The organism is Shewanella decolorationis S12, from assembly GCF_000485795.1.
In the GTDB taxonomy this organism is placed as follows: Bacteria; Pseudomonadota; Gammaproteobacteria; order Enterobacterales; family Shewanellaceae; genus Shewanella; species Shewanella decolorationis.
The window spans coordinates 12,052-32,260 of sequence record NZ_AXZL01000037.1 but is presented as its reverse complement, the minus strand read 5'-3'; the positions used below and the strand labels follow the sequence as shown (position 1 = coordinate 32,260).

Here is a 20,209-nt window from a genome sequence, read left to right as displayed (position 1 = left end):
GAAGAGGAAGCGGCCCAGCTACCCGCGTGTGGTGCTAAAGAAAACGGTGAAATATCCAAGTAAAAATGCCACTCGCTCTTAAGCGAGTGGCATTAAGCAAAGGCTGGTTTTTTAGGATTTTACACGCGACTAGTTAGAACAGGTCGCAATCACACTTGGATCGGTGACGAAAATAGTCGCTTCACCTTTACCAGCGGTAGAAGCATAAGTCGCCACTTGAGTCTGCATCTCAACCGTTGCCGCGGCGGCCATACCATCCGTAGAACTCTTCTCGCTTGGGTCTACAATCGAGCTATGGTGACCCTTAGCAAAACGCACCGCACCAGAACCTTTGGTGGTTGCATCCACACAAGGTAAGCCCATAGCAGAGATCAGTGGCTCAGTGCCTGAGAGTGGGAAGTTATCGACACGATTTGGTAATACTTGGTCAGCTAAGTTGCCGTTACCATCACCCGCGATTTCGATTAAGTGTACGGGTAATTTTGTTGCTTTCAACATGCCTGCATGGTTAACCGGATCCGCCGAGTCCACCGCCGTTTGCACCGCAAAGGCAAAGGTTGGAATAAACTGCGCGTACACCGCTTGTACTAATGCCGCATATTCTGGGCTGCCAGGCTCGTATCCCGCAGTATTGGCTTTATCCACTAACGCTTGGAAAGTTGATGAAGCCGTCACATTGCTAAACAGTACTGGGCCAAAAGTTGCTGACCCCGCAAAGGCGCCCGCCAAACCACCCGCTGGAGCTGCAAGAGAAACAGCATTGATGGCATAAGGGTTAGGTAGCGCTTCGCCTGTGGTTGGATTTTTCATGCCCGTGCTGGCATAAGTGGCAAAGTCGGTACCGACTATCGCACCTAAACTTAAGCCCTGCGCACTAATTTTAGAAACATCAAATACTTGTGGTTGACCTGCCTGCGCAAGTCCCTGCGCTAAACCCGTTAAGGCTAAACGCACGCCAAGGTGATCCATAGTGGCCTGACGGAAGTTATCCCGCACCGACAGCGTGCTTGAAATATTCACGAAGACCAGTGGATTACCATTTTTAAAGGCATCTGGTGTACCAATCACGTTACCAAAGGAAGGATCGGTCGCCGATACTTCGTAGATGCCATCACCATTGGCATCAAACGAACGGGCGCCGTGTAAAGGCATATCGATGGCCACTGTTGCCACGCCCATAGCGGCATAGCTGCCCGCATAGGCTAATGACATTTCCTTACCGCCGCCTAAACCATGCAGCGCAATCGTCGTTGGCCAGCCTGCAGTCGGTGGAGTAAAGGTTAAACCTTGTTGCTGATAGAAGGCAGCGAGTTTAGTTGCATTTGGCATAGAAATCAGTACAGGTACTGTTTCATAACCTTTAATCGCAGGGATGGGGTTAAACTTAGTTAAATGCTTGGTTTTATCCGCTGGTGTACCATCGTCTAATAACCAAGTTTTGCCCGCCATTAAGGTCGGATTCGCTAACGCATCGGCAGGGTTAGCAATCCCATTTGCTACCGCCTGCATACCGAAGTTGGTTTGACTTAAGGTACCGGCTTGCAGCGCCAATAACACTGATACAGGGCTATCGCCTTGGGCTTTCCAGCGGCCATTGATCAGCGGCTGACCTGCCGATGACAAGCAACTTACCGAAGAACAATCACCGTAGATAGGCAGTTTGATCTTAGCGGTATAGACATCGGCTAAGTTAGACACCACATAAGCCGCGCCATCTGCAGGCGTTAAACCAGCCGCCTGAGCTACTGTATAACCTGTTGGCGTTGGCATTTGCGCGAAACTTGGGGCATAAGGTGCACCCTGTGCCATCAAGAGTTTTGTAATTTCATAAACATTGGCAACAGACTGAGTAGTAAACAAGCCTGAGTAGGTAATGGTTGAGGTATCAACATTGTGCGCTGCGGCAATCCCTTTCTCGTAGCTGTTGACCAAGGTTTGTAACATCAATTGGTCAGGCGTTTCTAGAGGCAAGGTATTGATATCCATCTTCAACGTACCATAAGTCGTTGAAGGAGCAATCGCACGTCCCTCTGAGTCTTGGATTAATTTGGTTGTCGCATAGATATAAGACTGGCCGGCTTTAAGCGGTTTAAGTGGAACAATGACAACTTTGTTACCCGATGCCGATGAGACAAAATCAACACCAAATTGCAATTCAGCACCCACTTTACAGGCGGATACTGACGGTTTAGCTTTACATTCAGGATCAGAGGACAAGGCGCCGCCCACGGTCGCCTCAAACATTCTCACCGCTCCCGGCTGGGCAACCGATGCCGCCATTAGTGTCAGTTGAGTGCCATCATGGTCTTTTGCTAAATCGATATCAATTGAAATGGGTGAGGTTGTTGACCAGCCATCTAATGCACCCAGTGCAATTTGCGGATCGATATAATTGCCAGAGCTTTCGCCAGGAATGGATAAAGTGCCATCGGTAGTACCGCTAAATAGTAAGTCATTAGGCAAGGGCACTTTAGAAGTCGCTGGGTCGAACACCATACGGGATTCAGGGATGAGCGGCTCTGTCTTATCCTTGAGTTCGTTATAACTGTCCTCGCCACATCCTGTGAGGCCCAGTGCTGATGCAATCGCAACACACAAAATGAGTCTTTTCATTTTTTTTCCCCAAATCTTGTTGTAATAGTTTTGTTTTCCCCAAGAAATTAGTCACAATAGCACAAAAGCTGTGACTAATAGGGCTTATGTTAGCCCCTAACTCATTTCAAGTTAACGTAAAAATATTGAGTTAGCCACAAGTTTGTCACAAACATTTTAGCTATTTATAACAAAGTTTCATTCATTTGTTTGAAACATGCGTTTAGCAATTCGGCGACTCTAGAAGTGGCGGGCATTTTCGCCAAGAGGAATAAAAGGCTCATGTTGGAATATCAAGCAGCAAAAGATTTACTCCAAGGTAAAACCATACTGGTGACAGGCGCGGGTGCAGGTATCGGTCGCGCGGCAGCTATCGAATTTGCCAAACACGGCGCCACCGTGATTTTACTCGGTAAAACTGTCAAAAAACTCGAAGCCGTATACGATGTTATCGAACAGGCGGGTTACCCAACGCCAGCGATCGTGCCGTTGGATTTAAAAGGCGCGACCGAACAAAACTACCGCGACATGGCCGAAACCATTGGCGAACAGTTTGGTCATTTAGATGGTTTGTTGCACAACGCCAGTTTACTCGGCGCCCTAGGCCCGTTTGAACACATCGATATTCCATCACTCGAAGATGTACTTAAAGTCAATGTCACCGCACAAGTGATGCTAACCAAGGCATTGCTGCCAGTGCTACGCCAAGCCCCAAGCGCCTCGATTATCTTTACTTCAAGTAGTGTTGGCCGTCAGGGCCGCGCCTACTGGGGCCCCTATGCCTTCTCTAAATTTGCTACCGAAGGCATGATGCAAGTGCTCGCCCACGAATGCGATGGCACAACTGTACGCGTTAACAGTATAAATCCAGGTGCAACTCGCACCGAAATGCGTGCTAAAGCATACCCTGCCGAAAATCCATTAGATTTAAAAAGAGCCGAAGAAATTATGCCAATTTACCTATATTTAATGGGGCAAGATTCTAGCGAAATTAACGGCCAACAATTTAATGCCCAGTAAGCAAGACTCACTAAACGCTGCGGTATAAAAGTAAAGGGAACCTAATGGTTCCCTTTACTTTTACTCAATTACTCAGTCTAATTTTAGCAAAGTAAATCATCGTTTTAGACTTCTCTGGTATCTCTTCAATTTGGACCTGGCTGTTATCTGGAGCTAGTATCATTTCATGGCTTGAATAATAACTCACGTAGAGATCATCCCCTTCCAGCACAATGCCAGCATAACTGGTATCTCCCTGCGAAGGTAACGTGAGCCACTCATGAATAGCGCCCGTCTCTTTATTTATCTCAATAAGTGCTGTGCGAATGTTCCCTTCATAAAGACGCACAACCGCCATCAAACGAGATTGATAAACGAACATTACTGGCCCACCAATACGTTTATCAAGAGTTTGCCAAGTCCATTGATTGAAAGGTGGTAAGCTGTGACCCAGTAAACCTAAAAACTCGTCACTCCACACGGGATCACGCCTTAATAAACAAAAACAACTCCCTTGGTGAAATACGAGCGAGCTTTCATTTACATAGCCTTGATTATTAAACACTGACATCCAAGACTTGAACTGCTGTCCATCATCACTTTTATAGAGACGAGTATCCCCATCAGGCCCCGCTCGATACCCCACGCCATAAAGTGCATCTTGATGCTCAGTTAAGCGCCATAACCAATAGCCTTTATCAGCGACCTCATATGGTTCAGACCAATGCACGCCATCCTTTGAGCGCCAAAGATAGGACTGTAAACCTGATTTATCGTGATGAGCACCACCACCTAATAGCAACAACTCCCCTCGAAATTCAATTAACTTACCATCGCGCAAATCCGCTTGAGTAGAAGTCAGCAGCGACACACTTTGCCACGTCCCACCAGCATCTTGAGAACGGAGAACCCGCAAGGCGCCATCGGGTGAAACATGGGCAGAACCTTCCCTAAACACACAGAATAATGCGCCCTGAAATAAGACGAGATCGGTAAAGGCATTATGTTCACCTTGATCCCAAATTCGCTTAACCGATACTAACTCCATGGTTCATCTCCTCGTCATCTTTAGGCTTGTTATAGCATAACCACTGGCCACAGAAAGCAAAAAAGGCCGCAAGCGGCCTTTTTACAGAGAGACTTAACATCACTCGAATGATATTAACTGCGCTGACGTGTTGGCTTAGCCTTAGGCGTCGCGGTCACTTTATGCTTGCGTACTGCGCGGCGAATTTTAGCGCTCTTCACCTGAGCACGGGCCACACTGTGTTTATCGGCCGCCAGCATAGTACGAGTTTCAGGTTCAAGACCCGCTAATTGGCGCAGGTAGTTAACTTGCTCAATGGGCAATTCAACCCAGCCACCACGAGGCAGAGATTTAGGCAATTCCACCATGCCGTAACGCACACGGATAAGACGGCTGACTTGCACCTCTTGTGATTCCCATAAACGGCGCACTTCGCGGTTACGACCTTCACGTAAACAAACGTGCCACCATTGGTTCATGCCCTCGCCGCCTGCGGCTTTAATGGCATCGAACTGCGCCATGCCGTCTTCTAACATTACGCCGGTACGCAGACGTTGTACCGCAGCCTCAGGCACTTCGCCAAAGGTACGTACCGCGTATTCACGTTCAACTTCGTTAGACGGGTGCATCAAGCGGTTTGCTAATTCACCATCGGAGGTAAACAGCAATAAGCCTGAAGTGTTGATATCCAGACGGCCTACCGCAACCCAACGGGAGTCACGCACTTTCGGCAAACGGTCAAACACGGTTGGACGACCTTCAGGGTCTTTACGGCTACAAATCTCACCTTCGGGTTTGTGATAGGCGAGTACGCGGCAAATCACATCGTCGGCGGACTTAAGCGATACGGCCCTACCATCGATGCGAACCTTCGCATCGGCTTCGATACGATCACCAAGATTGGCAATCACGCCATCAATACTAACTCGGCCTGCAGCAATCCATGCCTCCATCTCACGACGGGAGCCATGGCCTGCACGGGCCAAGACTTTCTGCAATTTTTCACTCATTAGTATCTTGCTCTTCTGACTGTTCAGGCGTTACTTTCAAACCTGAAAATACCGCCTGCAATGACTCAGTATCCGTAAGCGCGGGTAAATCCGCTAGGGTATCTAAGCCAAAATAGGCTAAAAATTCTAAGGTCGTGGCGTAGAGTGCGGGTCGCCCCGGGACTTCTTTGTGGCCAACGACTTTAATCCAATGTCTATCTGACAAACTTTTAATGATATGGCTACTAATGGCCACACCACGCACCTGCTCAATATCGCCACGGGTCACGGGTTGACGATAGGCGATCACCGCCAAGGTCTCTAATGTTGCCCGCGAATACTTAGGTGCTTTTTCCTGCCACAGGGGCTGCAAAAAAGGACTCAGGACTTCCAAGGTCTGGAAGCGATAACCTCCAGCCACTTTCACAAGTTGAACACCCCGTTCCTGATAATCCTGCTGCAACTCTTCCAATGCGGCTTTGATTTTGTCTCTGGAAACACTGAAATCCGCCAACACGGTTTCTTTCAACATTTTCACAGACAAGGGTTTCCCCAATACAAACAGACTCGCTTCAATAAGCTGTTTTAATTGAATTGGATTTATCTGCATCAATTAATAGGCCTTTACGTAAATAGTTGAAAACGGCTCTGTTTGGTACAATTCCACTAATAGTTCTTTGACCAATTCCATCAGCGCTAAAAAGGTCACCACCACACCGGCGCGGCCTTCTTCGACGCTAAATAAACGCTCAAAGGGTGTAAACGTTTCGCTATTGAGCATGGCTAAAATTTGGCTCATGCGCTCGCGGGTCGATAACTGTTCACGCTTAACATGATGATCTTCATTGGCATCGATACGTTTAAGCACTTCGCCAAAGGCGCGGGCAATTTCAAATAACGATACATCGGGCGGGATCACCAAAGGTTTGATATTCGGTGAAGGTGCCGCGGTTGCTTGAAACACATCGCGTTCAAGCCGAGGTAAATCATCAATTTTTTGCGAGGCTTCTTTGATCACCTCATAGGCCTTCAATTGACGGATCAACTGGGCCCGTGGATCTTCCTCCACTTCATCTTCCGCCACCATACGCGGCAGCAGCAGACGGGATTTAATCTCAGCCAGTGTTGCCGCCATGACCAAATAATCCGAGGCCAGTTCGATACGCGCCTGAGTGAGCATCGCGATATATTCTAGATATTGCGCGGTGATCTGCGAAATGGGTAAATCGACAACATCTAATTTTTGCTTACGGATCAGATATAAAAGTAAGTCGAGCGGCCCTTCGAAGGACTCCAAGAACACTTCTAACGCCTCAGGTGGAATAAACAAATCCTGTGGCATTTCGGTCATCGCCTGACCGCGAACAACGGCTAAGGGTAAACTTTGTTGCGTGCCCTGCATCCGCTATCCCCATGTAAAACAATCGTTTTTAAACGGTTGTAGATGACTAACTCGAACCCATAATGAGCGCGGTTTAAGCTCGCTATGCAAGCGCCCCCACGCCAAACGCGCGATTATACCCGCAATTGAGCGGCGATAATACTGTCAAATGATGGTTTTATCGCCTTAATCTCTTAGGATAAATCGCGGTTAGAGAAAAGGAGTCACATCACCCGCGCCTTCACGCAGCACTTCGAAACCATCTTCCGACATATCGATGACTGTGGTCGGTTTTTCACCTAAGTAGCCACCGTGCAGGATCACATCCACTTGATGCTCTAACAGGTCACGAATCTGTTCAGGATCAGACTCAGCAAAATCACTATTTGGCATCACCAAACTGGTCGACATCAGCGGCGCATCTAACGCCTCGAGCAGCGCCAAGGCAATCACATTGTCAGGCACGCGGATACCTATAGTTTTCTTCTTATCATTTTGCAGACGACGGGGCACTTCCTTGCTCGCCTTAAAGATGAAAGTGTAAGGTCCAGGCGTGCAGCTTTTTAAGATGCGGTAGGCCTGATTATCTACCTTGGCGTAGGTCGAAAGCTCAGATAAGTCACGGCACATCAAGGAGAAATTATGATCGTGTTCGATTTGACGAATGCGGGTAATGCGCGTCATCGCATCTTTTTCGCCAATCATACAACCGAGGGCATAGCCCGAATCGGTTGGATATACAATCACCCCGCCGGACTTAAGCACAGCCACGGTTTGACTAATCAAACGCGCCTGTGGATTTACTTCGTGTACATAAAAAAACTGACTCATGGTCGTTCCACCCAAGATCCCGACTGCCAGACCCAATCAATACCTTGAGGCTGGTAGAGATTTTTACCTAGTTCTATCCAATTGCTTGGAAAGTGAAAATCACTCCCTATCGATGCAAGCAACTGATTTTGGACACTCAGTGCCACTAAATTGGCCCTATCGTCCACCGTTTGTTGGCCGAGCACCACTTCCATGGCATCCCCGCCTGCTTCTTTAAATTCTCGCACTAAACGCTTTAACCATTTGGCCGACAACTTATAACCGCTCGGATGGGCCAATACCGCAAGGCCGCCCGCATTGTGGATCACCTTAATCGCGCTGGCCATATCGCCCCAGTTATTGGGCACATAGCCAGTTTTACCGCGAGCTAAATAGCGTTTAAACACACTTGGCATATCCACCGCGTGGCCATTATCGGCAAGCCAGCGTGCATAGTGACCACGGCTTATGGCTGCGCCTGCCGCAATCGCTTTTGCGCCCTCATAGGCGCCTTCAATCCCGGCTTTGGCCAAGCGATGGCCGATTTCTTCGGCGCGCTGCTCACGCAACTCACGCTGATGTGCTAAAAAGCCTAATAACTCGGCATGGGTCTCATCAAAGTTGAGCGCCACAATGTGAATATCGTAACTATTCCAACGGGTTGAAATCTCAACCCCAGAAATCAGTTTTAACGGTTCAGCCTGCGCTTGATTGAAGGCGCGGGCTTCACTTAAGCCTGCAACCGTATCATGATCCGTAATCGCAAATAACTGCACGCCCTTTTCAAGGGCTCTGGCGACCAACTCGGACGGCGTGAGATGACCGTCGGATGCGGTCGTGTGGCTGTGCAAGTCAGCCAATATGCTTTGAGTATTCATGCCGTTATTGTACGTGAATTTAAGATGAAATGTGCATTTATCTCACACTTTATCGAGTAGGAATGGCATTCGGTACAGTGATTTAGCGGCGTGAATCCATCATTTTGAAAAATATTCAATTGACTTTCGGCTCAGGCTCATGTTTTCTATAGCTCAACTAACGAATTATTGAGACCCTTTTGAATGACTCAGATTAACGCTTCTTTCAACATCATTTGGTGGTGGCACTTCCCAACTTAGCGGGTGGTGTGAAGCTCTGTGCTCATTTGAAAGTAACAGAATCAACAAAAAAGCCCGCAGAAATGCGGGCTTTTTTGTTGGTGCGAAAAATGTCTGCAACGCGGTAAACGGATAAAAAGCGAGATAAGCATGACCCTAAAGACATTTAATCAGGTTACCCAAGTTGATGGCGCGCATTTTGCCTCGTCTCAACAGACATTCGCACGTTCGCATACGCTCAAGGCGACGCTGGCATACCATAGCGACCAACTGCGTCTGTACCAGCACATCACCCAAGATGCGCCCCATACCATGTTGTTAGAATCGGCAGAAATCGACAGCAAGGAAAATCTTAAGAGCATGGTGATGACCCATGCAGCGCTGATGATCCGCTGCGATGGCTATCGTTTACGCTTTAGCGCACTGAGTAACAATGGCGTCAGTTTACTCGCCCCCATTGAGCAATTTTTTACTGCTCGTTCAAGCCAAACTCAATGCCAACACGATGGCCACAACCTAGTGGTCACGCTGCAAAAGGACACTGAGCTTAAGGATGAAGATGCGCGCTTAAAATCCACCTCGCCCCTCGATGGTTTGCGCTTGTTTGTAAAGCATATCGATTGTGGCCAGACGCCGGCATTCGAAGACTTATTTTTAGGTGGCGTGCTCTCCTACGATTTGATTGATACCGTTGAGCCACTGCCTGAAGCGCCAAATGGTGCAAATGATTGTCCTGATTATTTATTTTATCTCGCCGAAACCTTAATTCTTATCGATCACAAGCAAAAACAAGCAGAAATTATCACCCACAACTTCAGTGAAGGCACAGAACAACATTCCGAGGTGACCCAAGCCTTAGCCGAGCGAGCAGAGAATATCCGCGCCCAATGTGAAGCCCTAGCAAAGAGTGCAACGCCTGCGCCCGCCCTCGTTGGCATAACGGCCACGGAGCAAGTGAATGTTAGTGATGAGGACTTCAAGCAAACCGTTATCGATTTAAAAGAACACATTATTGCCGGTGATATCTTCCAAGTCGTGCCGTCACGCAGCTTTAGCCTGCCCTGCCCCAATACCTTGGGAGCTTACCGCGCGCTGCGATTAACCAACCCCAGCCCCTATATGTTTTATTTCAGGGGCCATGACTTCACCCTGTTTGGCGCCTCGCCCGAGAGCGCGCTGAAATATGAAGCCAGCAATAATCAGGTCGAAGTCTACCCGATTGCAGGCACCCGTAAACGCGGCAAAACCGCCAGCGGCGAGATCGATTTCGACCTCGATAGCCGTATCGAACTCGAATTGCGTTTGGATAAAAAAGAGCTCTCCGAACATTTAATGTTGGTCGATTTAGCCCGTAACGATATCGCCCGTATCAGCCAAAGTGGCAGCCGCAAAGTGGCCGAGTTACTAAAAGTCGACCGTTATTCCCACGTCATGCACTTAGTCAGCCGCGTCACAGGTCAACTACGCCAAGACTTGGATGCGCTCCACGCCTATCAGGCCTGCATGAATATGGGCACGCTAGTTGGCGCCCCGAAAGTGCGCGCCTCGCAACTCGTACGTCAGGCGGAAAAGACCCGCCGAGGCAGCTACGGCGGCGCAGTGGGCTACCTCAATGCCCTTGGGGATATGGACACCTGTATCGTTATCCGCTCCGCCTTTGTGAAAAACGGCGTGGCCCATATCCAAGCGGGTGCTGGCGTGGTGTTTGATTCCGACCCGCAGAGTGAAGCCGATGAAACGCGCCAAAAGGCGCAGGCGGTGATTTCGGCCATCAAGATGGGTGCAGGCTTGGATGACAGCCAGCAAGCAGCATCGACCCAAACGACTGAACAACAAAGATAAGGAGCCCAAGATGAAACTCTATTTACTCGATAACTTCGACTCCTTTACCTACAACTTAGTCGACCAATTTAGAAGCCTTGGCTGTGAAGTGGTGATCTACCGTAACGATGTTGCCGCCGACTATATTGCCGACAAGCTGTTAGCGGAAACCGAACCTAGTGCCTTAGTCTTATCGCCAGGCCCGGGTGCGCCCCATGAAGTGGGTTCCATGATGGCGCTCATCGACAAAGTCGCGGGCAAAGTGCCTATGCTGGGGATCTGCTTAGGCCATCAAGCCATGGTGGAATATTACGGCGGTAAAGTAGAGCGCGCGCCTTTTGTGGTTCATGGTAAAGCCAGCCCCACCTTCCATAATGGTGAAGGCGTGTTTGCTAACTTACCTTCGCCCTTACCTGTCGCCCGCTACCACAGCTTAGTCGCCACAAAAGTACCCGATTGTCTTGAAGTCATTGCCACTACCGATGATATGCCAATGGCGATTTTGCACGCCGAGCACAGGGCGGTCGGTTTTCAGTTTCACCCAGAATCCATCTTAACGACCTTGGGCAGCACATTGTTAACCCAAACCCTACGCTTTTTGACTCAAGACATCGCCCACAATACCGCAGGAGCCCAATAATGAGCGCAACATCGATTCAGCCCCTGCTCGATATCTTGTTTCAGGGTAAGGCATTAACCCGCGAGCAAACCGCCAGCCTCTTTAGCACCCTTATCCAAGGTGAAATGAATGAGGCCGTGATGGCGGCAATGTTAATGGCCCTTAAAATTCGCGGTGAAACCATTGCCGAAATCAGTGGCGCCGCCGATGCGATGCGCGCCGCCGCCAAGCCTTTCCCTTATCCCGCATCTAAGCGGACTGAAGGGATTATCGATATCGTCGGCACCGGTGGCGATGGCTTTAATACCATCAATATCTCCACTACAGCCGCCTTTGTTGCCGCTGCCGCTGGTGCAAAAGTGGCAAAACACGGTAATCGCTCAGTCTCGAGCAAATCGGGCTCCTCGGATTTACTCGCCCAATTTGGCATCGATTTAACCATGTCACCCGAGCTGGCGAGCCGTTGCCTGGAATCACTCAATCTGTGTTTCCTGTTTGCGCCCCACTACCATGGCGGTGTCAAACATGCGGTGCCTGTGCGCCAAGCGCTAAAAACTCGTACCTTATTCAATGTGTTAGGGCCATTGATTAACCCAGCGCGCCCAGAATTTATATTGCTTGGGGTCTATAGCCCAGAGCTAGTGACGCCCATCGCTCGCGTACTGCAAGCCCTTGGCACGCAAAGAGCCATGGTGGTACACGGCAGTGGTTTAGATGAAGTGGCGCTCCATGGCAGCACGCAGGTCGCCGAACTCAAAGACGGTGAGATTATTGAGTATCAACTAACGCCTGCGGATTTTGGCGTGCCTCAAGCCCAAATTAGCGAGCTTGAAGGCGGAGAGCCTGCACAAAACGCCCAAATCACTCAATCTATTTTGCAAGGACAAGGCAGCGATGCCCACACCCATGCGGTTGCCATCAATGCGGGTTGTGCCTTATATCTGTGTGGCCTGTCGGACTCAGTCAAAGCCGGCACAGCCCTTGCGCTCAATACCATAAAAAGCGGCAAAGCCTTTGAATTACTGAATCAACTCGCTAAAGTCAGCAGCGAAGCACAGGAATAATGACCATGGCACAGGTTCAACAACCCGACGCCCATCGCTCGGAAGATAATCAAGCATCGCAGGATGTAAGGGGTAGCATGCAAACTAGCACCGCAAAAGCGAACGTTTTAACCCGTATCGTCGATACTAAGGCCGCCCATATCGCCGCCCTTAAGTTGCGTTTTCCTGAAGACAGCTTAACCCCCAAAATATCGGACCGTAGTCTATTTGCTGCCTTAAAAGCCCCGAAGTCGGGTTATATTTTTGAGTGCAAAAAAGCCAGTCCATCCAAAGGCTTAATCCGTAAAGACTTTGATGTCGAAGCCATCGCTTCTATTTATACCAAGTATGCAGCAGGAATCTCGGTATTAACCGATGAGCAATTTTTCCAAGGGGACATGGACTACATCCCGAAAGTACGGGCAAAAGTGAGCCAACCCATTCTGTGTAAAGACTTTTTTGTTGATGAGTATCAAATCAAATTAGCGGCTCATCAGGGCGCCGATGCGATTCTGCTGATGCTTTCTGTGCTCGATGATGAGCGATATCAGCAACTTGCCAGCGAGGCGGCCAAGTATCAACTCGATGTGCTGACGGAAGTCAGCAATGAGGAAGAACTGAAACGCGCCATCGTCTTGAATGCACCTATTATTGGCATTAATAACCGCAACTTACGGGATTTAAGTACCAATTTGGCCACCACAGAAGCCCTTGCGCCGCATATCGGCAGCGATCGCGTGGTGATCAGCGAATCAGGGATTTACACCAATGACCAAGTGCGCCGCTTAAGTCCACTGGTCGATGGCTTCTTGGTCGGCAGCTCGATTATGGCCGAAGAAGATATTGATTTAGCCTGTCGTAAATTGATCTTCGGTCACAATAAAGTCTGCGGCCTCACCCGCCTTGAGGATATTGAAGCGGCGGCCAATGCCGGCGCTGTTTATGCTGGGCTCATTTTTGCTGAAAAATCGCCACGCGCACTCAGCAAAGATGCCGCCAAACAGTTAGTACAGCAATACCGCGCCGCTAACTTGCCCGCCATTGAGTTTGTCGGCGTATTTGTAAACAGCACGCCTGAGCTCATGGCAAGTATCGCCCAAGAATGTGGTTTAGCCGCGTTGCAACTGCATGGCAGTGAGACTGAACTGGAAATTGTCGAGCTAAGCCAATTGCTGCAACAGGCCGGACTGAACACTCAAATTTGGAAGGCGGTCAGTGTCGATGCTCAAAGCGGCGAGCTTGCTGCTATGCCAAGAGGTGTGCAGCGTTATCTTTTTGATAGCAAGAATGACGCAGGTTTTGGTGGCACGGGGCAAGCCTTTGATTGGCAACTCCCCATTGCCCATAAAGCCGAGGCCATGCTCGCGGGCGGCCTCAATGCTGACAATGCCGCCCGAGCCAATGCTCAAGGATTTTACGGTTTAGATTTTAACTCTGGCCTCGAAACGGCTCCCGGCGTTAAGTCGGCAGAGAAAATCCAAGCGGCATTTAGTCAACTACGACTCTAGACCAGCTTTTATAAAAACCTGTGCAAAGCACAGGCTAGCCAGAATTGAAACTCGATGGCGTTAACCTAAACCGCCATCGAAACAAATGAATAGGATAAGGAACAAGGTATGTCACAGTTAAAGCTTAACCCTTATTTCGGCGAATACGGCGGTATGTATGTGCCGCAGATTTTAGTCCCCGCCCTCAAGCAACTCGAAAACGCCTTTGTCGAAGCGCAGGCCGATGAATCCTTTCAAGCCGAGTTTACCGACCTGCTTAAAAACTACGCGGGTCGCCCAACGGCACTGACCTTAACCCGCAATTTAAGCCCTAACCCTATGGTGAAAATCTACCTCAAACGTGAAGATTTACTCCATGGAGGCGCCCATAAAACCAACCAAGTATTGGGCCAAGCATTATTGGCTAAACGCATGGGTAAAAAGGAGATTATTGCAGAAACGGGCGCAGGCCAGCACGGCGTTGCCACCGCCCTTGCCTGTGCGCTACTGGGATTAAAGTGCAAAGTGTATATGGGCGCGAAAGACGTTGCCCGCCAATCACCTAACGTATTTAGAATGCGTTTGATGGGCGCAGAAGTCATTCCTGTCACCTCAGGCTCTGCCACCTTAAAAGATGCCTGTAACGAGGCGATGCGCGACTGGTCCGGCAGCTACGAAAAAGCCCACTATCTATTAGGCACAGCTGCAGGGCCGCACCCTTTCCCGACCATAGTGCGTGAGTTCCAACGTATGATCGGCGAAGAAACCAAGAAGCAAATGCTGGAGCGCGAAGGTCGTCTGCCCGATGCGGTGATCGCCTGTGTCGGCGGAGGCTCTAATGCTATCGGTATGTTTGCCGACTTTATTGATGAAACCAGTGTCGAGCTGATTGGGGTCGAACCCGCAGGTAAAGGCATCGATACCCATATGCACGGCGCGCCGCTCAAACATGGCAAAACTGGGATTTTCTTTGGTATGAAGGCGCCCTTGATGCAGGACAGCGAAGGTCAAATCGAAGAGTCTTACTCGATTTCGGCAGGCCTCGACTTCCCATCGGTTGGCCCACAGCACGCCCATTTGAACGCGATTGGCCGTGCGCGCTACGAATCGGCCACCGATGATGAAGCCCTAGAAGCCTTCCAATTATTGGCTCGCAGCGAAGGGATTATCCCCGCGCTCGAATCGGCCCACGCCCTCGCCTATGCCCTGCGCCTAGCGAAAGAGTGCACCAAAGAAACCATTTTGGTCGTTAACCTCTCGGGCCGAGGCGATAAGGATATTTTCACTGTGTCAGACATTTTAAACGGTAAAGAGGAATAACAACGATGAGCAACACTGCAACCCAAACTATCCCTCATCAAGGCGGCCGTTATCACGCAGCGTTTAGCCGTTTAAAAGCCGAAGGCCGCGGCGCCTTTGTGCCCTTTGTCACCTTAGGCGATCCAAGCCCTGAGCTGTCACTGAAAATTATCGACGCCTTAGTGCAAAATGGTACCGATGCATTGGAATTAGGCTTTCCCTTCTCCGATCCGCTGGCCGATGGCCCGGTGATCCAAGGCGCAAACCTCAGAGCCCTCGCCACGGGTACAACGCCAACACAGTGCTTCAACTTATTAGCGCAAATTCGCGCTAAATACCCTGAACTACCGATTGGATTATTGCTGTATGCAAACCTGGTATTCGCTAATGGCATAAATGCTTTTTATGCCAAAGCGCAGCAAGCGGGTGTAGATTCAGTGTTAATTGCCGATGTGCCAGTAGAAGAAGCAACGCCTTTTATTCAAGCCGCTAAGGCCCATGGTATCGCGCCGATTTTTATCGCGCCGCCCAATGCCGATAGCGAAACCCTTGAAAAAGTGAGCCAAAGTGGCGAAGGCTATACCTATCTATTGTCCCGCGCCGGTGTCACTGGCACAGACACTAAGGCGGGTACGCCCGTTGAAGATATTTTAGCTAAGTTGCAAGCATTCAATGCGCCGCCACCGCTATTAGGCTTTGGGATTGCCGAACCTGCTCAAGTGAGCGCCGCCATTCAAGCGGGCGCAGCGGGTGCGATTTCGGGCTCGGCCGTGGTGAAAATTATCGAAGCCCATCAACAGGATGAAGCTAAGTTACTGTCCACTTTAGGTGAATTTACCCGCGCCATGAAAGCGGCAACCTAATTAAACTACTGACCATCTGAGCACAGGCGTGTTTACACCTGTGCTCAGTTGTTTCTAAGCGCTAAAAATACCTCCAGCTCAGTTCGACAATCACGTCTACCTCAGTGCCTCATTTGACTTAACACCAGCAAAATATGCTTTCAATGACTCAAGGCTTTGTTTGCGATCGCTGAGCTGTTGTCTCTCGCTATATTGGATCAACTGCTCGAGGTATTGCTGAGGTGGAGTCACCCTCAAGCCAAAGCGCTCCGATAATAATCGATATTGGTAAATCACTTGCTGCTTGCTAAACGTCTTGGCATAGATATCGATGGCAAAGTCTTTAAACAGATGGCGAATACCATCGTATAAACCTATGTGACTCACACTCTGATGTGTCTCGTCGGGATAGTATTTGGCCGCAAAACTCAGCCCTTGGGGTGGACTTTTGGTCAGCTTGTCCGCAAAGGCCAAATTTAAATCTCTATGATAGGAAGACACGCCAAATCCCGGTGACAAGGGATTATTTGCAATCGCCATAAAGAGTTGTTTCTGTTTGAAATCGCCCTTTTCAACTCGGTTTTCGAGCTGAGTGAGGTAATGTGGGCTGTCAAACCACAGACTAGTATCAATGGCGATATAGGCCGAAAAAAGTTGCCTGTCGGTACGTAGCGCTTCCATCGCCACTAAGCCCCCAAAGGAGTGGCCCACCAACACATTAATGCCATTGGTTCGCAGCTGACTATGTATGCTCGGCGCTAATTCCTGCTCGATAAAATCTAAAAATCGCCCCGCGCCCCCCGTTTGCTGGTATTTGGGATTGCCTTTTTTTCCACTCGGCAACACCAGCGTATGGGTCGGAGTGTAATCCCGCATCCTTTCAGTGTTGTTAATACCAACAATAATCATCTTAGGGATTTGCGGCATAGCGCCTTGACTTAAAAACTGCAGCAAGCTTGCCATATGGTCAAATTGTTCATCTGTATCAAGCAGATAAACAACGGGATACGCCTCAGTCGATTGTGCATATCCCTCAGGAAGTGCAATCAGATACTGCCGTGTTTCCTTAAGCAGTTTGGACTGCAATTGCTGGCTTTGATATTCCACCGCCGCAGTGGGCTGTGATATCACGCTCCCCATCAATAAAACGACTACAACTAAAAAGTATCGCATTGGGTACTGTTTCCTATTGGGAAAGTATTGAATATTCGATGAAAATGTATTTAAGACGCTAATAATGCGCAGTCTGCATTGAGGGACAAGGCGACAATATTTCCCCTCCTCCATCCTACTAAGTGACGTGAATCACATCATCTTCGATTACATTGTAAATGACAATTATTATCATTAAAAGGAATGAGTGATTGTGCTATTTTGGCGACCAGTTGAAATAGTCGATTTACAAAGATTTACCATTTTTGCTTTGTTAATTAATTAGATAATGGATATCGGGGGATTGAAATTGAGTAACCATAAAACGCTAAATCGTTTTCCTTTCGCACTGTTAGCACTCGCCTGTTCACTGCAACCACTCCTGTCGACACAGGCCGATGACACAGAACTCGAACATATAGTGGTCACCGCCAGCGCTAAGGACCAACAGTTAAGTTCGGCGCCCGCCTCTATCTCTGTCATCGATGCCGAAGAGATTAAGTTGCTGCCCGTAAAAGATCTCGGCGATGTGCTGCGTGGCAGTGTCGGGGTCAACGTGGTCAGCGGTAACGCAGGACGTAACAGCCTCTATGTCCGTGGTATGGATGAAACCTATGTGCTAATGCTCGTTAACGGCAAACGCGTGTCCTCCTCAAACGGCCTATGGCGCGGCGGTAACTTCGACATTACCGCAATCCCGATTGATGCTATCTCGCGGGTCGAAATTGTCCGTGGTCCAATGTCGGCACTCTACGGCTCAGACGCCGTTGGCGGGGTGATTAACGTGATCACTAAGGCGCCGACCGAGGATTGGCAGCTCACCCTCGATGCCGAATACAGTAAAATGCAAGAAGGGGATGGCGGCGATAGACAACGCTACAACGTGTTTACCTCGGGCAAATTGACCGATAGCTTAGGGCTGATGCTCACCGCCGAATCCGCAGAACAGGATCTTTGGCAATTACCCGAAATCACCCCGACCTTCGATACCATAGAAGAGCGTAAAACCAAGAAACTCTACAGCGCACTCACTTGGCAGTTGGCTGACAATCAAACATTAGACTTTGATTATCAATATGATAAAGACAAAGTCCCCCTCACGACCTATGCTGAAAAATCAAAGCGCGAACAGCAAATCGAGCGCAATACCTTTGGCCTTACCCACAAGGCAGATTGGCAATGGGGCCAAACCCAGTTAGAGGCCAATCTCGAAGATTCTAAGCTCTACGACTACAACAGCCGTTACAGCCTGCAACCGCCCTTGGGTCGCCATATTGATGAAAAGAATACCAGTTTCAAAGCCACCAGCTTTTTCAGACTATGGCAGCAGGACTTTACCTTAGGCGGCGAATACCATAAGACCGAGGTTGAAGATCCTGTTCAGTACCCGACAACCCAAGGTGACAGCGTCGATCAATACTCACTCTTCGCCCAAGATGAAATCGACTTCTTAGATGACTGGACGCTGACCTTAGGTGCCCGCTACGAAGATAATGAAAAGTATGGCAATAACCTCAGCCCGCGCGCCTATATTGTCTATCGTGCCACCGATAAACTGACCTTTAAAGGCGGTGTCGGCACGGCCTTTAGGGCTCCGGCGTTATTTGAGTCATCGCCCACTTTTGCATCAGTCAGTTGCGGTGGTGCCTGCTCCGTGGTTGGTAATCCCGATCTCGACCCAGAAACCAGCGTAAACTATGAGTTCTCAGTGCTAATGAGCGATAACACTTGGGATATTTCAGCAACGGCCTACCACAATAAAGTCAAAGACTTAATCACTGTATCGACCTGGGATAGAGTGAGCCCGAGCCGGACTTATTACAATGAGTCCGAAGTGACTTTACAGGGGATAGAACTGACGGGCCGAATCGATTTGACCAAAGATCTCAGTCTTAAAGGCAACTACAGCTATCTCGATACGGAAAAAAGTGATGGCTCAGAGTTAAATGGACGTCCCGATCAAACCGCCAACCTTCAGCTCGATTGGCATATGACTGATGACTGGCAACTCTATGTCAGCGGTAACTATTTTGGTGACTACTTAGATAGCAGCGCGATAAAACGCAGTGGCTATAGCCGCTTCGATTTTGGCACCAGCTATCGGTTAACGGAAAACATCAAGCTACGCGCGGGTATGACCAACTTTACCAACGAGCAACCCGCTGAAGACTCCGACGGCACCACAGAAACCATTCTGCCGGGACGTGCCGTGTTCGCTGGGGTGACGTTAACGCTGTAATCGCCTTCAATGAGTGTTTCGCCACTGAAGGGCCAAATCATCGGATTTGGCCCTTTTCTTTCTCGCCTCCCACACTGCGACAACCAATGATGCCAAAGTAAGAACTCTCAGCTTCTTAAAACTGTCAAACCCAAGGCTTATATTGAGCGCTGAGTCGCATGTCTTAGCGAAAGAGATGTTAATATAGCGCCGGTAACATCGGCAGTTTTGTTATGGTAAATGGACTTTTTATGCAGTATCAAATCTATATTCTCGACGTCACCCCTTGGGGTTGTGGGTTTCAGGGTGAAGTGGCCGCCCAATGTGATAATGGTGCCCCGGTGTGGTTTTATTATCAGGGTAGCGATCAACAGGCTAAACAACGTTTTCCAGTTAATCAGTGGGTTAAGGTTGAACTCTTCGGCCGCTTAGCCAAGGCAAACCTGCAGACCGACATTATTGAACACCGCCAAAGTCTGAAATTCCCTAAACATAATTGTCACTTTGAGGCCTCGGGACAAATTGTTGAGATCACCCAAACGCCCGATGATACTGTGTATCTATTGCAATCGAGCCTTCCCCTGCCCTTTGACAACGAACTGGGCACCTCACCGATCTCCCGCGGTCATTGGGTCAATGTCACAGGGGAATTATGGGTGACTAACTGGCAAGATTAAGGCTAAGTTAGACTCCCTTCCTAAACCATGAGATTACCTAATGAGGCTGTGAATCATGTCTAAGCGTCAATGGCTTTTAGGCCACTTTGTCTCTAGAATGGCAAATCCGTTGTGCTTAAGGTTTTAATGATTAAGCCTAATCTATACATTCTTTCG

Annotated in this window: 17 protein-coding genes and 1 other annotated feature; of the genes, 9 read left to right on the top strand and 8 right to left on the bottom strand. The window is 49.1% G+C overall.

Annotated elements, in window-relative coordinates; genetic code table 11:
• Positions 1-129 precede the first annotated feature (129 nt).
• A complete protein-coding gene (locus SHD_RS01715) occupies positions 130-2,613 on the bottom strand; it encodes a VolA/Pla-1 family phospholipase (protein ID WP_023265566.1) in 2,484 nt (827 codons plus the stop codon).
• 261 nt (positions 2,614-2,874) lie between these two features.
• Here SHD_RS01715 and SHD_RS01710 point away from each other — a divergent pair, with 261 nt between their 5' ends.
• Positions 2,875-3,612, top strand: a complete 738-nt coding sequence (locus tag SHD_RS01710; RefSeq protein WP_023265565.1) for a YciK family oxidoreductase — start codon at positions 2,875-2,877, stop codon at positions 3,610-3,612.
• Positions 3,613-3,676: 64 nt separating this feature from the next.
• On the opposite strand, the gene SHD_RS01705 is transcribed toward SHD_RS01710, so the two are convergent.
• The 6 genes from SHD_RS01705 to rnm form a co-directional block, all read right to left on the bottom strand.
• Positions 3,677-4,639, bottom strand: a complete 963-nt coding sequence (locus SHD_RS01705; RefSeq protein ID WP_023265564.1) for a beta propeller repeat protein — start codon at positions 4,637-4,639, stop codon at positions 3,677-3,679.
• A gap of 113 nt (positions 4,640-4,752) precedes the next feature.
• Positions 4,753-5,628, bottom strand: coding sequence for a 23S rRNA pseudouridine(2605) synthase RluB (gene rluB, locus SHD_RS01700; RefSeq protein WP_011716577.1), 876 nt, complete (start codon positions 5,626-5,628; stop codon positions 4,753-4,755).
• Positions 5,621-6,217 (bottom strand): SMC-Scp complex subunit ScpB, encoded by a 597-nt coding sequence (gene scpB, locus SHD_RS01695; protein WP_011622248.1) that lies wholly within the window; start codon positions 6,215-6,217, stop codon positions 5,621-5,623. The genes rluB and scpB overlap by 8 nt, the downstream gene beginning before the upstream one ends.
• A 3-nt stretch (positions 6,218-6,220) precedes the next feature.
• Entirely contained in the window at positions 6,221-7,009 is a 789-nt protein-coding gene (locus SHD_RS01690) for a segregation and condensation protein A (RefSeq protein ID WP_011622247.1), read from the bottom strand.
• A 189-nt stretch (positions 7,010-7,198) separates the two neighbouring features.
• The gene (locus SHD_RS01685) at positions 7,199-7,819 is read right to left on the bottom strand and encodes an L-threonylcarbamoyladenylate synthase (protein ID WP_023265563.1); all 621 of its coding nucleotides are present in this window, start codon (positions 7,817-7,819) and stop codon (positions 7,199-7,201) included.
• Positions 7,816-8,676 carry an RNase RNM gene (gene rnm / locus SHD_RS01680; RefSeq protein ID WP_023265562.1) on the bottom strand — a complete coding sequence of 287 codons (861 nt, stop codon included), beginning with the start codon at positions 8,674-8,676 and terminating at the stop codon, positions 7,816-7,818. The genes SHD_RS01685 and rnm overlap by 4 nt, the downstream gene beginning before the upstream one ends.
• Positions 8,677-8,886: 210 nt before the next feature.
• Positions 8,887-8,994 (top strand) — a sequence feature (Trp leader region).
• 51 nt (positions 8,995-9,045) lie between these two features.
• On the opposite strand from rnm, the gene SHD_RS01675 reads away from it, so the two are divergent.
• The 6 genes from SHD_RS01675 to trpA all read left to right on the top strand — a co-directional run bounded on the left by SHD_RS01675 (position 9,046) and on the right by trpA (position 16,027).
• Entirely contained in the window at positions 9,046-10,737 is a 1,692-nt protein-coding gene (locus tag SHD_RS01675; protein WP_023265561.1) for an anthranilate synthase component 1, read from the top strand.
• 10 nt (positions 10,738-10,747) lie between these two features.
• The gene (locus SHD_RS01670; RefSeq protein ID WP_023265560.1) at positions 10,748-11,356 is read left to right on the top strand and encodes an aminodeoxychorismate/anthranilate synthase component II; all 609 of its coding nucleotides are present in this window, start codon (positions 10,748-10,750) and stop codon (positions 11,354-11,356) included.
• Positions 11,356-12,399, top strand: a complete 1,044-nt coding sequence (trpD, locus tag SHD_RS01665; RefSeq protein WP_023265559.1) for an anthranilate phosphoribosyltransferase — start codon at positions 11,356-11,358, stop codon at positions 12,397-12,399. The genes SHD_RS01670 and trpD overlap by 1 nt, the downstream gene beginning before the upstream one ends.
• A 77-nt stretch (positions 12,400-12,476) precedes the next feature.
• Complete coding sequence (trpCF, locus tag SHD_RS01660; protein WP_412084387.1) at positions 12,477-13,886, top strand: bifunctional indole-3-glycerol-phosphate synthase TrpC/phosphoribosylanthranilate isomerase TrpF; 1,410 nt, start codon at positions 12,477-12,479, stop codon at positions 13,884-13,886.
• A 108-nt stretch (positions 13,887-13,994) separates the two neighbouring features.
• Positions 13,995-15,185, top strand: a complete 1,191-nt coding sequence (gene trpB, locus SHD_RS01655; RefSeq protein WP_011622240.1) for a tryptophan synthase subunit beta — start codon at positions 13,995-13,997, stop codon at positions 15,183-15,185.
• A gap of 5 nt (positions 15,186-15,190) precedes the next feature.
• Complete coding sequence (trpA, locus tag SHD_RS01650) at positions 15,191-16,027, top strand: tryptophan synthase subunit alpha (protein WP_023265557.1); 837 nt, start codon at positions 15,191-15,193, stop codon at positions 16,025-16,027.
• Positions 16,028-16,123: 96 nt separating this feature from the next.
• On the opposite strand, the gene SHD_RS01645 is transcribed toward trpA, so the two are convergent.
• Positions 16,124-17,179, bottom strand: coding sequence for an alpha/beta hydrolase (locus tag SHD_RS01645; RefSeq protein ID WP_023265556.1), 1,056 nt, complete (start codon positions 17,177-17,179; stop codon positions 16,124-16,126).
• A 289-nt stretch (positions 17,180-17,468) separates the two neighbouring features.
• Here SHD_RS01645 and SHD_RS01640 point away from each other — a divergent pair, with 289 nt between their 5' ends.
• Together SHD_RS01640 and SHD_RS01635 are read left to right on the top strand one after the other, a co-directional pair.
• Complete coding sequence (locus tag SHD_RS01640; protein WP_039977137.1) at positions 17,469-19,397, top strand: TonB-dependent receptor domain-containing protein; 1,929 nt, start codon at positions 17,469-17,471, stop codon at positions 19,395-19,397.
• 230 nt (positions 19,398-19,627) lie between these two features.
• Positions 19,628-20,053 carry a hypothetical protein gene (locus SHD_RS01635; RefSeq protein ID WP_039977132.1) on the top strand — a complete coding sequence of 142 codons (426 nt, stop codon included), beginning with the start codon at positions 19,628-19,630 and terminating at the stop codon, positions 20,051-20,053.
• The last annotated feature ends 156 nt before the right edge of the window (positions 20,054-20,209 follow it).